At 64.1% G+C, this 15403-nt stretch carries 13 protein-coding genes; 4 read left to right on the top strand and 9 right to left on the bottom strand.

Going from position 1 to position 15403, the window contains the following annotated elements; all coding sequences use genetic code 11:
* Positions 1 to 36: 36 nt before the first annotated feature.
* Positions 37 to 816, bottom strand: a complete 780-nt coding sequence (locus AC2FNA_RS14180) for a DUF2189 domain-containing protein (protein ID WP_496827570.1) — start codon at positions 814 to 816, stop codon at positions 37 to 39.
* Between the two features lie 27 nt (positions 817 to 843).
* The gene (locus tag AC2FNA_RS14175; RefSeq protein ID WP_496827568.1) at positions 844 to 2250 is read right to left on the bottom strand and encodes an amidase; all 1407 of its coding nucleotides are present in this window, start codon (positions 2248 to 2250) and stop codon (positions 844 to 846) included.
* Positions 2251 to 2382: 132 nt separating this feature from the next.
* Here AC2FNA_RS14175 and AC2FNA_RS14170 point away from each other — a divergent pair, with 132 nt between their 5' ends.
* The gene (locus tag AC2FNA_RS14170) at positions 2383 to 2523 is read left to right on the top strand and encodes a hypothetical protein (protein WP_496827566.1); all 141 of its coding nucleotides are present in this window, start codon (positions 2383 to 2385) and stop codon (positions 2521 to 2523) included.
* Between the two features lie 191 nt (positions 2524 to 2714).
* Here AC2FNA_RS14170 and prfB read toward each other — a convergent pair whose 3' ends face one another.
* From prfB to AC2FNA_RS14150, 4 genes are all read right to left on the bottom strand, one after another.
* Complete coding sequence (gene prfB, locus AC2FNA_RS14165) at positions 2715 to 3842, bottom strand: peptide chain release factor 2 (protein WP_496827564.1); 1128 nt, start codon at positions 3840 to 3842, stop codon at positions 2715 to 2717.
* A 183-nt stretch (positions 3843 to 4025) separates the two neighbouring features.
* Entirely contained in the window at positions 4026 to 6512 is a 2487-nt protein-coding gene (locus AC2FNA_RS14160; RefSeq protein ID WP_496827562.1) for a penicillin-binding protein 1A, read from the bottom strand.
* Between the two features lie 156 nt (positions 6513 to 6668).
* Positions 6669 to 7886: an N-acetylmuramoyl-L-alanine amidase gene (locus AC2FNA_RS14155; protein WP_496827560.1), complete on the bottom strand. Its 1218-nt coding sequence runs from the start codon at positions 7884 to 7886 to the stop codon at positions 6669 to 6671.
* A 61-nt stretch (positions 7887 to 7947) separates the two neighbouring features.
* Entirely contained in the window at positions 7948 to 9093 is a 1146-nt protein-coding gene (locus AC2FNA_RS14150; protein ID WP_496827558.1) for a pyridoxal phosphate-dependent aminotransferase, read from the bottom strand.
* Between the two features lie 22 nt (positions 9094 to 9115).
* Between AC2FNA_RS14150 and AC2FNA_RS14145 the strand changes: the two genes are divergently transcribed.
* The 3 genes from AC2FNA_RS14145 (at position 9116) to AC2FNA_RS14135 (ending at position 11583) form a co-directional block, all read left to right on the top strand.
* Entirely contained in the window at positions 9116 to 10462 is a 1347-nt protein-coding gene (locus tag AC2FNA_RS14145; RefSeq protein ID WP_496827556.1) for a M48 family metalloprotease, read from the top strand.
* A complete protein-coding gene (locus tag AC2FNA_RS14140) occupies positions 10462 to 11220 on the top strand; it encodes a DsbA family protein (RefSeq protein WP_496827554.1) in 759 nt (252 codons plus the stop codon). The genes AC2FNA_RS14145 and AC2FNA_RS14140 overlap by 1 nt, the downstream gene beginning before the upstream one ends.
* Positions 11221 to 11328: 108 nt before the next feature.
* Positions 11329 to 11583: a hypothetical protein gene (locus AC2FNA_RS14135; RefSeq protein WP_496827552.1), complete on the top strand. Its 255-nt coding sequence runs from the start codon at positions 11329 to 11331 to the stop codon at positions 11581 to 11583.
* Positions 11584 to 11590: 7 nt separating this feature from the next.
* Here the strand turns inward: AC2FNA_RS14135 and ispG are convergent, their stop codons facing one another.
* The 3 genes from ispG to hemA form a co-directional block, all read right to left on the bottom strand.
* Positions 11591 to 12718 carry a flavodoxin-dependent (E)-4-hydroxy-3-methylbut-2-enyl-diphosphate synthase gene (gene ispG / locus AC2FNA_RS14130; protein ID WP_496827550.1) on the bottom strand — a complete coding sequence of 376 codons (1128 nt, stop codon included), beginning with the start codon at positions 12716 to 12718 and terminating at the stop codon, positions 11591 to 11593.
* Between the two features lie 72 nt (positions 12719 to 12790).
* The gene (locus AC2FNA_RS14125) at positions 12791 to 13996 is read right to left on the bottom strand and encodes a helix-turn-helix domain-containing protein (RefSeq protein ID WP_496827549.1); all 1206 of its coding nucleotides are present in this window, start codon (positions 13994 to 13996) and stop codon (positions 12791 to 12793) included.
* A gap of 129 nt (positions 13997 to 14125) precedes the next feature.
* Positions 14126 to 15349: a 5-aminolevulinate synthase gene (hemA, locus tag AC2FNA_RS14120; protein ID WP_496827547.1), complete on the bottom strand. Its 1224-nt coding sequence runs from the start codon at positions 15347 to 15349 to the stop codon at positions 14126 to 14128.
* Positions 15350 to 15403: the final 54 nt, after the last annotated feature.

Below are 15403 nucleotides of genomic sequence, written 5' to 3'. Positions count from 1 at the left end.
GACTGCGGGCGGATCAGCCGCCACACCGCCAAAGCGTCAGGCCGCGGTCTCGTCCCGCGTCACCTGACGGTAAAGGTGCCACGAGGCATGGCCCAGCCAGGGCAGCACCAGAAACAGACCCAAAAATCCCGGCACCATGGCGACAAAGGTCATCACGGCCAGGATCCCGGCCCAGACAAGCATCACCACGGGGTTGGATGTAACAAAGCCGAAACTGGCGATCATCGCCGTCACGAAATCCAGTTCCCGATCCAGCAGCATCGGGATCGACATCACCGTGATCATGTAGAGCAGCGTTGCAAATCCCGCACCCACCACAGTACCCACGGCCAGCATCATCAGCCCGTTGGGGCTGAGAAACACCTCCATCGAACTGGAGACATTGGTCATGGTCGTCAGGCCCAGGAAGAGGGCAAATATCATGTGACCGAGAAAGAACCAGAACAGAAAGACCAGCACCATGATGGCGCAGATCGAGGGCAACTGGCGGCGGCTCTGCAAGATCACGACGCCGAATATCTCTCCGAAATCCAGCGGCTCGCCCTGCTCCAATCGGTGCGATACCTCATAGAGGCCCACTGCGGCAAAGGGGCCGAGCAGCGGAAAACCGATCGCGGCCAACACCAGCCAGAAGGTGGTGCCGGTCCAGGCCGTCACCCAGGCCATCAAGAGGCCCGACATCACGTAGAAACCCGAAAACAGCAGCCCGAACAGCGGCGCCCGCAAGTAATCGCGCAGCCCGGCCGCCAGTGCATGGCGCAGCATGTCGAAGCTGGCCGGATGCATTGGCGGCACACCAAAAGGTTTCTCGATCATGCCTGCTCCTTCTCTGTTGTCTCGCGTCTACATGGCAGGGTGCCGTTGCGGCCAGGTCGTGGCCTGGTGATAGGCCTCGCCCAGCGCCAATAGTTTCGCATCGCCGCCGCGCGGGCCAAAGATCTGGAACCCCATGGGCACGCCCTGGGGGCCGAACCCGGCCGGAACCGCCAGCGAGGGCAGGCCGATCAGGCCAATCGGGATCGTAACCTCCATCCAGCGATGATAGGTATCCATGGCCCGGCCCGCGATTTCCTTCGGATAGGGCACGTTGACGTCAAAGGGCCAAACCTGCGCCGAGGGCAGAACCAGCGCATCGAATTCATCGAAAAGTTCGACCGCCCGCTTGTACCAGTTCGAGCGTTTGACGCTGGCCCGGTGGACATCCATCGCCGACAGGGCGAGCCCGCGTTCGATCTCCCAGATCGCGGTATCCTTCAGCGCCGACCGGTTCTGGCGCAGCAGCGGCTCCAACGAACCGGCCTTGCCCCAGGATCGCAGGTCGAGCCAGGATTCCCAAATTTCCGCCGCATCCATCGGGGCCGGAACCGGCTCGACAATCGCTCCGAGCGTCTCAAGCACACGCAGCCCGCTTTCACATAGCTCCAGAATTCCCGGCTCCATCGCATAGGCACCGCCCCAGTCGCCAAGCCAGCCGATGCGGACACCCTTCAGATCCGCAGGGGACACCGGCGCGGTCTTGGGGCTGTTCACCGACAGAGGCACGCGCCCATCCGCTCCGGCGATCACATCCAGCATGATCCCGATATCCGCCGGGCTGCGGGCCATCGGGCCCAGAGTGGCCAGTTGATGCAGGAACAGTTCGCGCTCAGGGTCGAGCGGCACGGTGCCCCAGGTCGGACGGAAGCCGTACACGTTGTTCCAGGCCGCCGGATTGCGCAGCGACCCCATCTCGTCGGATCCATCCGCCAAAGCCGTCATGCCGGTGGCCAGCGCCACCGCCGCCCCGCCGGATGACCCACCACAGGACAGGACCGGCGCATAGGGGTTGCCCGTCGCGCCGTAAACCGGGTTGAACGTATGCGATCCGATCCCGAACTCCGGCACGTTCGTCTTGCCGATCAGGATCGCGCCAGCCGCCCGCAGGCGCGACGGCAAGAGACTGTCCTTGTCCGGGACAAAATCCGCAAACAACAGCGAGCCCATGGTTGTCGGTACACCCGCAATGCTTTCCAGATCCTTGATCGCGATCGGCAGGCCGTGCAGCGCACCGCGCGCCTCGGGCGCCACCGCATCCGCCGCCCGTGCCTCGGCCATCAGTTCCTCTGCCGAACGCAGCGCAACGATGGCGTTCAGCTCGGGATTGACGGCGGTGATCCGCGCCAGCGTAGCCTCCATCACCACCTCGGATGACAGCTGCCCGCTACGCAGCGCCCCTAGAATTTCACTGGCAGAAGAACGGATCACATCCATGCGGCGGGGCCTCCCAAGGCTGGCTTCGACCTGAGCCTAGCGACGCCCGGGCGGCATTTAAACCCACTGTTTACATGTATCTTTTTTGCAAGCGCCCGCTTCCTGGCCTACCCCCTACCCTAGGATTGGCCCATGCGACTTGCCCATGTCTGCCGCATCGCGCGCGATGCCCCGCCCCGGACCGACAGGCCTGGCCTGCGCCATCATGCCTTTGCGACCGCCCTTGTCGAGGCCGCAGCCCGCGCGATCCTGGGTGCGGGCGGCAGTCGGTAGAGCAAGATCGCCAATCTCGACACCCCTGATCGCCCCTGCCCCGCTCTTTACATGCGCGAACCCTAGGGCAACCTGATCGCGTTGGAACAGGGCTGAACCCGCCCCTTCATTTCGCAAGAAATATTCCGGGGGAGCCCAAAAAAATTCGTCGAATTTTTTTGGGCGGGGGCAGCGCCCCCGCCCCGCCCGCCTCAGTCCTCGGACTGGGCGTCGGCACGGCTCTTTCCTGAGACCTTCATCGCCAGCGTTGCAGCCATGAAACCATCCAGGTCACCATCCAGCACGCCCTTGGTGTCGCTGGTCTCATGTCCGGTGCGCAGGTCCTTGACCATCTGATAGGGCTGCAACACGTAAGACCGGATCTGGTTGCCCCAGCCCGCATCGCCCTTGGCCTCATGCGCGGCGTTGATCTCGGCGTTGCGGCGGTCCAGCTCCTGCTGGTAGAGCCGCGACTTCAGCGCCTTCATGGCGATATCGCGGTTCTGGTGCTGCGATTTCTCGGAACTCGTCACCACGATACCCGTGGGAATGTGGGTGATCCGCACCGCCGAGTCGGTGGTATTCACGTGCTGCCCACCCGCGCCCGAAGACCGGTAGGTGTCGACGCGAATATCGCTCGGGTTCACCTCGATCTCGATATTGTCGTCCACCACCGGATAGACCCAGACCGAGCTGAACGAGGTGTGCCGCTTGGCAGCCGCGTCATAGGGCGAGATCCGAACCAGCCGGTGCACGCCGGATTCCGATTTCAGCCAACCATAGGCATTGTGGCCCGATATCTTGTAGGCCGCCGATTTGATACCCGCCTCGTCACCCGCGCTTTCCGATTGCAGCTCGACCTTGTAACCCTTCTTTTCGGCCCAGCGCACATACATGCGCGCCAGCATCGAGGCCCAGTCGCAACTCTCGGTGCCACCGGCACCCGCATTGATCTCCAGAAAGGTGTCATTGCCGTCGGCCTCGCCATCCAAGAGTGCCTCCAGCTCTTTCTCGGCGGCGCGCTCACGCAGCGCCTTGAGCGCCGCCTCGGCATCCTTGATCACGTCCTGGTCATCTTCCATCTCGCCCAGTTCGATCAGCTCGATGTTGTCAGACAGATCGGTCTCGATCCCCCTATAGGTGTCCAGCGCATCGACCAGCGTCTGACGCTCGCGCATCAGCTTCTGGGCGTTTTCCGGATTGTCCCACAGGTTCGGATCCTCTACCCGCGCGTTGAACTCCTCAAGCCGGTGCTTCGCAGTCTCGTGATCCATCCGCTGTGCCAGCAGGCGCAGGGATTTCTCGATGTCGGTCACGACGTTCTGGATTTCGGCGCGCATGGACTGTCCTGCTCTCGTTCTCTCGTGAAACAGCCTGATAAACCAGTGCCGGGGCGCGGGCAAGCGAGGCCCGATGTTTTTGCGGCCATCAGGGCCTTACCCCAGCGGCCCGCGCGCATCTGCCTCTTGATCGGTGGGCAGCCCCCCCCCTTTGCAGTGCTTTCCGAGGCACGGACCGCCCCCTCAGTAGAGCCCACCCGAACTGACAGTGCCGAAATTGGCTTTGGGTCCTACAGTGGTGACCTCTCCAGTCGAGGTCCTGACCTGCCGGCCGGCCTGCTGCACCTCTTCGAACAGCGGCAGGTTCGACCCCATGGCAAAACCGCCATCATAGGTCAGGCCAAAGATCGGCTCTGCGCCATCGCGGAAATACTCGGCCACCACATAGTCGCCCGACGCGTCGTCCGGCAGGCGGGCGCCGGAGAACCGGTCGATCTTGATGAAATGGCCGCCCGGTGGAACGTCAAAGGGGCCGCCGCCGTATTTCTTGACCGCCTCGGTCATAAAGCTCTGGAACACAGGGCCGCACATTCCGCCGCCCGAGGCGCCTCGGCCCAGGGGACTCGGCCGGTCATAACCGATGTAACACCCGGCCACGATGTTCGAGGTGAAGCCGATGAACCATACGTCCTTGGCGTCGTTGGTGGTGCCGGTCTTGCCCGCCGTGGGGACCGGCAGGTTCACTGCGCCGCTCGCAGTGCCGCGTTCGACCACGCCCCGCATCATCGAAGTCAGCTGATAGGCGGTGATTGCATCCATCACCCGCTCGCGGTTGGTCACGATGCGCGGCGCTTGATCCGGATCCAGTCGGTCCGACAGGCAATCTATACAGTCGCGCCGGTCATGGCGATAGATGGTCTTGCCGAAACGGTCCTGAATCCGGTCGACCAGGGTCGGTTCCACCCGCTCGCCGCCATTGGCGAACATGGCATAGGCCGCCACCATCTTGTACAGAGTGGTCTCTTCCGATCCCAGCGCATTGGCCAGGAACGGTCCCATATGATCATAGACCCCGAACCGTTCGGCATAACCCGCCACCACCGGCATCGACACCTCTTGCGCCAGACGGATGGTCATCAGGTTCCGCGACCGTTCGATACCGGTACGCAATGGCGTCGGCCCGTAGAACTTGTTGGACGCGTTCTTGGGCCGCCACAGGCCCTGCGGCGTATTCACCTCGATCGGCGCGTCGACCACAATGGTCGCCGGGCTATAGCCACTGTCCAGCGCGGCGGCATAGACAAAGGGTTTGAAGCTCGACCCGGGCTGGCGCTGCGCCTGGGTGGCGCGGTTGAACACCGAATCCTGATAGCTGAACCCGCCCTGCATCGCCAGCACGCGGCCGGTGTTGACGTCCATCGCCATAAAGCCGCCCTGCACCTCAGGCACCTGGCGCAGCGACCAGTCCTCGTCCGCCTTGCGCACCAGCACCACGTCGCCCAACGCGAAATTGTCCTTGAAGCTGCCCTTCATCCACTTGATGTCGACGCGCGGCACGCGCCCCTTGGCCGGGCCGTCCTCGACCCCGACGGTCAGCTCCTGGTCGCCAACGCCCAGCACCACCGCCGGATGCCAGCGCCCGCCCAGATCCACATCGCGCGGCACCTCTGTCGCGGCCAGTTCGGCCCGCCAGACCTCTTCATCGCCCAGCTTGGCCGGTTCGATACTCTTGCCGGTGCCGTGCCATTTGCCGCGCCCACGGTCGTATTTCTGCAAGGCCTCCCGCAGCGCCTTGGCCGCCTCCACCTGCATCTCCTCGTCGATCGAGGCACGCACGGTGAAGCCGCCGGTAAAGAACTCTCCCTCGCCGAAATCCTCGCTCAGCTGGCGCCGGATCTCGTCGGTGAAATAGTCACGCGGCGGCAGCGCGGTCCGGAAGCCTTCGAAATCGCCGTTCTGAACCGAGCGCAGCGGCATCGCGCGCTCGTTCTCATAGGTGGCCTTGTCGATATATCCATTCTCGCGCATCTCGCGCAGCACATAGTTGCGACGGTCCAGCAGCCGCTGATATTCGCGGACCGGGTGATAATCCGACGGCGCCTTGGGCATGGCGGCCAGCGTCGCGGCCTCATGCGGGGCCAGTTCGGCAAGTGTCTTGTTGAAATAGGTCTGCGCGGCGGCGGTCACACCATACGAGTTCTGGCCGAGGAAGATCTCGTTCATGTAAAGCTCGAGAATCTGTTCCTTGTTCAGCGTCTGCTCCAGCCTGGCGGCCAGGATGATCTCCTTGATCTTGCGCTCTGCCCGACGATCCCCAGACAAGAGGAAGTTCTTCATCACCTGCTGGGTGATCGTCGAGGCGCCGCGCACATTGCTGCCGCGCGAACGGATCGCCTCGACCCCGGCGGCAGCGATGCCGCGGATGTCATAGCCTTGATGAGTGTAGAAATTCTTGTCCTCGGCCGAGATGAAGGCTTGCTTGACCAGGTCGGGGATCTCGTCCGCCGGGGTGAACAGGCGCCGCTCCTTGGCAAACTCGTCGATCAGCTGCCCCTCGCCCGAATAGATCCGACTGATCGTAGGCGGCTTGTACTGGGCCAGCGATTCGTGGCTGGGCAGGTCGCGCCCATACATCCAGAAAACGCCCCCGATGGTCAGGGCGACCATGAAGACACCCAGGGTGACGAGGCTGAAGATTGCCCCGAAGAAGGAGAGGATGAACCGGATCACGTACGCTGCCTTTGTTTCGCGGTGGCTTCTATATAGGCGCCTTACGCGCCTTGGTCAAAACGCCCGGCGCCAATTTGCCGTCGCGTATCGCTTTCTTCTGTTCAAAAATACCTCGGGGTCCGGGGCAGCGCCCCGGTTCCGCCCGACAGGCCCACGCTATTGCCGGACCAGCCCGCGCCGTTCAAGATCCGCCTGATGCCAGTTCGCCAACCCGTTGCGGATACCCGCAGCGATGGACGCGCGCCATTCCGCGTCCTGAAGGTTCTTCAGGTCGCGTGGGCTGGACAGAAAGCCGATCTCGATCAGGACCGAGGGGATATCGGCGGCCTTCAGCACCGAAAACGACGCCCCGCGCAGGGGGCGGCGGTTCATCGGCCCGCCCTGCTGGGTCATGCCATCGACCAGTGCGCGTGCCAGCGCCTCGGTGCGGGGGCGGGTCTCCTGCCGCGCCAGGTCCAGCAGCACATCGGTCACCCGGTCGTCGGTGGCGCTCAGATCGGCTCCCGCCAGCAGGTCGTCGCGATCATGCCGCTCGGCCAGCTTGGCCGATGCGATGTCCGAGGCCTCCTCGGCCAGCACATGCACGGTGGCGCCATGTGCCAGCCCCTCGCTCAGCGAATCCGCATGCAGCGAGATGAACACATCCGCCCCCGCCTCGTGTGCCAGCGCGATGCGCCGTTCCAGCGACACGAAATGATCGCTGTCGCGGGTCAGCACCACCTCAAACCCGCCCGAGCGCAGCAACACCTCGCGCAACTCGCGGGCAAAGCGTAGCATCAGGTGCTTTTCCACCACGCCCTCGATCTCGGCCCCCGGGTCGATACCGCCATGGCCGGGATCGAGCACCACCCGAAGCGGCGCATCCGCGCCGCGCTCGGGCAGCGCCGGCAGGGCCTCAGGCGCTGGCAAGTCCCAGCGCGGGTCCTGCGGCGCGCCGGCACTGGCAGCAAAGCTTTCCTCGTCCGAGGCGCGCAAAGCAACCTCCAGCTGGGCGCCGCCGGTGGCCTCGTCCACCACCATCGACACCTGGTCAATGGCCAACGGCGCGGCCAGTTCCAGCACCATCCGCGACCAGCCGGGCAGATAGGTGCCGAATTGCACGGCCAGCACCTTGTCGCTCTGGTCAAGCGCCCCGGCGCTCAGGCCGGTCCAGTCCACCTCCTGAAAATCCAGTACCAGCCGGCGGGGCGCGTCCAGCGTGAACAGCCGGTAGGGCACCCCCTGGCTCAGCCCAAGCACCAGCCACAACCCGCCGCGCGGCACCGTTTCGATGCGGCTTTCATCGGGCCGGATCCGGGCCAGGCCACTGAAATCCTGCGCCAGCGCCGGAAGCGCCGCCCAGATCAGCGCGATGAAAAGGATGATCCTGCTCATGTCCCTGCTTTCTCTCGCCGGTATCCCACACGATACCGCGATGGGCCGATGCCGCAAACCATCATCCGCGCGCCTTCATGAAGGCTTCGAGCCGCGCCAGCCCTTCCTCGATATCCGCCGTGGCGCGCGCGTAGGAAAAGCGCAGCGTGCCCGCCCCGCGCTTGGGGTCGAAATCCAGCCCCGGCGTCACCGCCACGCCCGCCTGTTCCAGGATCTCGGCGGCAAAGGCCCGGCTGTCATCGGTCAGATCCGAAACATCGGCATAGACATAGAACGCCCCGTCCGGTGGTGCGATGCGGGTGAACCCCGCCTTGGGCAACCGCTCCAGCATCAGCTTGCGGTTTGCCTTGTAAACCTCGAGATTGGTTTGCAATTCCGCGTCGCAATCCAGCGCCGCCAGGGCCGCGACCTGGCTGGCATGGGGGGCGCAGATGAACATGTTCTGCGCGATCCGCTCGACCACACGCACCTGATCCTCGGGCACCACCATCCAGCCTACGCGCCAACCGGTCATCGAGAAATATTTCGAGAACGAGTTGATCACATAGCAATCGTCGGTCAACTCCAGCGCGGTTACCGCCTTGGCCTCGTATTCGATGCCATGGTAAATCTCGTCGCTGATGAAACTGGCGCCCTGCGCCTGCGCCGCCTCGATCAGGGCGCCCATGGCGGCATGGTCCAGCATGGTGCCGGTCGGGTTGGCGGGTGAGGCGACCATCAGCCCGGCCAGATCGAGCCCGGCGAAGTCCGCGGGCACCGGTTGCAATCGGTTTTCCGGCGCGGTGGGCAGATCGACCGGCACCAGCCCCAGCGCCCGTAGGATCTGGCGGTACGAGGGATATCCCGGAGCGCCGATCCCCACCCGGTCGCCGCTGTCGAAGAGCGCGGTAAAGGCCAGCAGGAATCCGCCGGAGGATCCGGGGGTGATCACCACCCTTTCGGGGTTCAGATCGACCCCATACCATTCGCCGTAAAGCCGCGCGATGCGCTGCCGCAGTGCCGGCAAGCCCAGTGCCACGGTATAGCCCAAAGCGTCTGTTTCCAAAGACTTCGCCAATGCCTCGACCGCACCCTTGGGGGCGCCGGTGCCCGGCTGACCCACCTCCATGTGGATGATGCGGCGCCCGGCCTCTTCGGCGCGGCGGGCGGCCTCCATCACATCCATCACGATAAAGGGATCGACGGCGGATCGACTTGAGTTTCTCACGGCATTCTCCCAATGTGCGGCCATGGCTTTTGACCGCGTATCCCGGCTGGCGTCAATCCCGGCCCTGTTGCTGATGGCACTGCTGTGGCTGGTCACGGCAGGCAGCGTATCGGCCATCACCCTGTTGCGCGACCCCGATATCGAAAACGGGCTCGAGGAGTTGGCCTTTCCCATCCTGCGCGCCGCCGGGCTGAACCCGCGCCGGGTCAAGCTGTTGGTGGTGGATGACAGTTCACTGAACGCCTTTGTGCTGGATCACAATGCCATCTTCATCCATTCCGGCCTGATCCAGAAGGTCGCCCGCGCCGATATCCTGCAAGCGGTGATCGCACATGAGGCGGCCCATATCGCCAATGGCCATATCGCCCGGCGGATCGGCAATTTCGAAAACGCACAGACCCTGTCGAAACTGGGCCTGGCCCTGTCGCTGATCGCGGCGGCGGCGGGCGGCGGCGAGGCCGCCGCCGGGATCGCCGCGGGATCGCAAAGCTCGGCCCTGCGCGGGTTCCTGAAACATACAAGGGCCGAAGAGTCGGCGGCCGACAATTCCGCCGCCAGCTATCTGCGCTGGTCCGATATCTCGCTGCGCGGGTTGGTCGATCTGCACCGCACCTTTGCCGGGCAGGAATTGCTGAGCGTCGGGCGGCAGGACCCCTATATGCAGTCCCACCCGCTGACCCGCGACCGCATCCGCAATGCCGAGGCCTTCTTGCTCTCATATGGGGACAAAGCCCCCGAGAACCCCAATGCCGAATATTGGTTCGCGCGCGTGCGCGGCAAGCTGTCGGCCTTTTCCCGCAGTTCGAAATGGACATTGGGGCGCGCGCCCGAGGAAGCGCATAGCGACATCCGCCTGATGCGCGAGGCAATCGCCTGGCATCGCGACCGCAACCTGCCCCGCGCCCGCGCCGCCATTGACGGAGCTATCGCGCTGCGCCCCGAGGACCCGTACTATGTGGAACTCAAGGGCCAGATCTTGATGGAACACCGGCAGACCCAATCCGCCGTCACCACCTATGAACAGGCAGTCGATCTGGCGCCCAACAATGCGCTGATCCTGGCGGGGTATGGCCGCGCGCTGCTGAGCGCCGGACAGGACCGCGCCGCGCTTGAGGTGCTGGAACGTGCCCGCGCCCGCGAATACCGCGACCTGCGCATGTTGCGCGATCTGGCGGTGGCCTATGCCAAGCTTGGCAATGACGGTATGGCCTCGATGGTGACTGCGGAGCGCTATGCGCTTCAGGGTCGTCCCGAAGACGCTCTTATTCACGCCAAACGCGCTGTTGGCGCCCTGCCCACCGGATCTCCCGGTTGGCAACGGGCGCAGGATGTGCTGTTGGCATCGGAACGCTCAGTAAAAAGGAAATGATGATGCTCCGCCATTTTGCCCCGGCCGTGACGGCCCTGTCGCTTCTCTCGGTCCCGGCCCAGGCGCTGGATCTGTCCGACATGACCCCGGATCAGCGCGCCGCCTTTGGAGAGCAGGTCCGCGCCTATCTGCTGGAAAACCCCGAGGTGATCATCGAGGCGGTCAACCTGCTGGAACAGCGCAAAGCGCAGGAAGAGGCGCAGCAGGATCTGCACCTGGTGCAGGTCAATGCCGAAGAGCTGTTCAATGACGGCTATTCCTGGGTCGGCGGCAACCCCGAGGGTGACATCACCCTGGTCGAGTTCATGGATTACCGTTGCGGCTATTGCCGCCGCGCTGTGCCCGAGGTGGACGAGCTTCTGAAGACCGACGGCAATATCCGCCTGATCATCAAGGAATTCCCGATCCTGGGCGAGGCTTCGTTGGCCTCGTCGCGCTTTGCCGTCGCCACCCTGATCGTGGCCGGACCGGATGCCTATAAACAGGTGCATGACGCGCTGCTCGACTTTACCGGCGAGGCCGACGAGGTCGCGTTGCGTCGGATCGGCGAGGGGCTGGGGCTCGACACCGACGCCATTCTGGCCGAGATGGAAAGCGAAGAGGTCACCCGACGTCTGGCCGAGACCCGAGCGCTGGCGCAGCGGCTGAATATCTCGGGCACGCCCTCCTTTGTGATGGAAACCGAGATGCTGCGCGGCTTTATGCCCGCCGACCAGATGCAGCAGATCGTGGACGAGCTGCGCGCCGAACGCAGCTGATTTCGCGCCGGACACAATGGCCGGCGCAATGCCCCGAAAATGTCCAGATCTTCGTGATGGGCGTCACCGGGTTCTTAACCTTTTTGCGGTTAGGTTGGGGGCATGGACATGACGACCCTTGCCCCCCTTGCGGGCCTGCTGCCCGCCGCCGGCTTCTTTGCGCTGTGGTATCTTACCGCGCGCAGACTGCGCCTGTCGCAGTTCCATATCCGGCAACAGACGGACCGCATTCAGGACCTGCGCCGCGCGCTCGAAGGTCTGGACCTGGAACTGTCGATGAAGGAAGCCCGGATCGCGCGGCTGTCGCGCGATCTGACCCAATCAAGGAACCGGCCCGGCGCCCCGATGGCGCGCGCTGGATAAGCGAAACCTACTCCGCCGCTTCGGCGGCGGAGGCAGCCTCGAGCTCGGCGGCCTTTTTCTCAACCTCTTCGACGATATGGTCGATCATCCGTTCGTTGGACATCTTGTGGCTGGCCTTGCCTGCCAGATAGACCATCCCCGACCCGGCGCCGCCGCCCGTGAAACCCACATCTGTCATCAACGCCTCGCCCGGGCCGTTCACCACGCAGCCGATGATCGACAGGCTCATCGGTGTCTTGATGTGCTCCAACCGCTTTTCCAGCGCCTCGACCGTCTTGATAACGTCAAACCCCTGCCGCGCACAGCTGGGGCACGAGATGATGTTGACGCCACGATGGCGCAGACCCAGCGACTTGAGGATCTCGTAGCCGACCTTGACCTCTTCGACCGGATCGGCGCTCAGGCTGACGCGGATCGTGTCGCCGATCCCCATCCAAAGCAGGTTCCCCAACCCAATAGCCGATTTGATGGTGCCGCTGACCAGGCCGCCCGCCTCGGTGATGCCGAGGTGAATCGGCGCGTCGGTGGCCTCGGCGATGCCCTGATAGGCGGCGGCCGACAGGAACACGTCGCTGGCCTTCACGCTGATCTTGTACTCGTGGAAATCGTTGTCCTGCAGGATGCGGATATGTTCCAGCCCGCTTTCGACCATCGCCTCAGGACATGGCTCGCCGTATTTCTCCAGAAGATGCTTTTCCAGGCTGCCGGCATTCACCCCGATGCGGATTGAGCAGCCATGGTCGCGGGCGGCCTTGATCACCTCACGTACCCGGTCCGGGCTGCCGATATTGCCGGGGTTGATGCGCAGGCAGGCCGCGCCCGCCTCTGCCGCCTCGATCCCCCGGCGATAGTGGAAATGGATATCGGCCACGATCGGCACCGGGCTTTCGCGCACGATTTCGCGCAGGGCGCGGGCGCTGGCCTCGTCCGGGACCGAGACCCGCACGATATCCGCCCCCGCCTCGGCCGCCGCCTGCACCTGTGCCACGGTGGCGGCCACATCGGTGGTCAGCGTGTTGGTCATGGTCTGGACCGAGATCGGGGCATCGCCACCCACAGGCACGTTGCCCACCATGATCTGGCGCGATTTGCGACGATAGACATTGCGCCAAGGGCGCACGGGATTGTGGGACATGGGGGCCGGCCCTCTGCATCGGAACGCGTTGGGCCCTAGATAGGCCGCCGCGTCGGTGGCGGCAATGGCGGATCAGTCGTTAGCGACCTGTTGCGGTTGGGTGCTCTGGGCCTCGGCCACCAGCAGCTGGCGCAGCGCATTGTTCTGATCCGCTTCCAGATCGGCCACCTGGAACCGCTCGCCCACCGCATCCATCGACAGGATCACGTTGCGGGTGACGGTTCCACGCGCGCCGATCGGACCGTAATGCGCGCCATTCATGCTGAAATAGACACCACCGGATTCGCCCACCAGAAGTTTCGGCGGCTCTTCGGTCAGCGGCACCTCATAGACATTGCCCTGTTCGACCGTGCCCAGCGTGCCCTCGAAGATCACGCTGCCATCGGCGGCGGTCACACGCATCCAGGCGGGACTGACGGCAACCAGCTTCAGCGTCGGCTCAAGATCTTCGACGACCTGAGGCAACAGCGCCTCGACCGCGCGCTGGGTCTCGCTCAGCTGCACATCGGGCAGTTCAGGGGTCTGGAAATTGCCCACGGTGCGCGGGTCCAGCGTAGCGATGGGGGCATCGCGCGCCACCAGCACCGGAACGTCCAGCGCCTGCGGACGATAGAGACGGTCCAGCGCCTCGACCGAGGGCGACGCCATCGCGGTTTCCAGCGTGTCGCCGGCGCCGTTCAGCGGATCGAGGTCCGACAGCACCAGCGGCGCCTGTTCGACCGGCGCCACCTGCACCTGCTGCACCTCTTTCAGAACCGACCAGCCACCATAGCCGATGCCGCCGATCAGGGCCACCAGAACAAGGACCGAACCGACGGCCCGTGGCTCGATCTGCGACAGGAGCGAATCGCGGCCTGGCGCAAAAGGCGTGTTGGGCGCGATGAACGGATCGCTGGCCGCCGTGCGGCGCTGCGGGGGAGTACCGGGCTTTTTGACGCTCGACGCCTGCGCGGACATGCCATGCGCCACCTCGAATCCGCTTTCGGCGCAGAACTTGGTGAAACAGTCATCGGGGTGCATGCCCAGATAACGAGCATAGGAGCGCACGTAACCGGCGATGAAGCCCGGGGTATCAAAGGCGGATGGATCACAATTCTCGATGGCGGCGATATAGTTGGCCTTGATCCGCAACTCGCGCTGCACATCCAGCAACGACTTGCCCATGGTGGCGCGTTCGCCCCGCATGACATCGCCCAGACGCAATTCAAAGTCGTCGAAGCCGCGCGGCTTCTCCTCTTCTACATCTGCCGACTTGCGCTGAGACCTGCGCCCGATCATCCTGCCGCCCCAAGTTAGCTGTCAGATACGTCTGACAGCGCCGGGAATCGTCCCCATAACGATTCGTCCGTGCCTGTTGTTACCTCAACCCTATCATAGGGCAAAGGACTTGCACACGGGCGGGTTGCGTCAACCGGCCAATTCGGCGCGATTCAGCGCACAATGGGACCAGAGCGCGTCCATCGCCTTGACCAGCTTGTCCATCTCGTTGGGCCCGTGCACCGGCGACGGGGTAAAGCGCAGGCGTTCGGTTCCGCGCGGCACGGTGGGGAAGTTGATCGGCTGCACATAGATACCGAAATCTTCCAGCAGCATATCGCTCAGCTTCTTGGTGTGGACCGGGTCGCCCACGATCACCGGCACGATATGGCTGCCGTGGTCGATCAGCGGCAGGCCCAGCCCCTTGAGCCGCAGTTTCAGGATGCGGGCCTGGGTCTGGTGTTGGTCGCGCAATTCCTGCGCGCCTTTCAGATAGGCGACCGAGGCCGCAGCGCCTGCTGCAATCGCCGGCGGCAGCGAGGTGGTAAAGATGAAGCCCGGCGCATAAGAGCGGATGGCGTCGCACATTTTCGCACTGGCGGCGATATAGCCGCCCATCACGCCATAGGCCTTGGCCAGGGTGCCGTTGATGATGTCGATGCGATGGGCCAGGTTGTCACGCTCGGTCACGCCGCCACCGCGCGGACCGTACATGCCGACCGCGTGCACCTCATCGATATAGGTCAGGGCACCGAATTCGTCGGCCAGGTCGCAGATCTCTTCGATGGGGCCGAAATCGCCGTCCATCGAGTAGACCGATTCAAAAGCGATCAGCTTGGGCGCCGCCGGGTCGTCGGCGGCCAGCAGCTCGCGCAGATGTGCCACGTCGTTGTGGCGGAAGATACGCTTGGCACCGCCGTTGCGGCGCACGCCCTCGATCATCGAGGCATGGTTGAGCGCATCGGAATAGATGATCAGGCCGGGGAAAAGCTTGGGCAGGGTGCTTAGCGTCGCGTCATTTGCGATATAGGCCGAGGTGAACAGCAGCGCCGCCTCTTTGCCGTGCAGGTCGGCCAGCTCGGCCTCGAGCCGCTTGTGATAGACGGTGGTGCCGGAAATGTTGCGGGTGCCGCCCGAGCCGGCGCCAGCGGCGGTCAGCGCCTCTTGCATCGCCTCCAGCACAACCGGTTGCTGGCCCATGCCCAGATAATCGTTGCCGCACCAGACGGTGATCTCTTTCTCGCTGCCGTCCGGACAGGTCCAGACAGCATGTGGGAAATGGCCCTTGCGCCGTTCGATGTCGATGAAGGTGCGATAGCGGCCTTCGTCGTGAAGCTTCTGAATGGCGGCGTCGAGTTTAACCGAATAGTCCACCGGATCCTCCTTCGTATCGTGCGGCCGGGTTGCGGCAGGTCAGGCTCTACGCCA

It is taken from the genome of Ruegeria sp. YKSD163 (genome assembly GCF_059612905.1).
The sequence above is the reverse complement of the archived record's forward strand: the minus strand, read 5'-3'. Positions and strand labels throughout refer to the sequence as shown.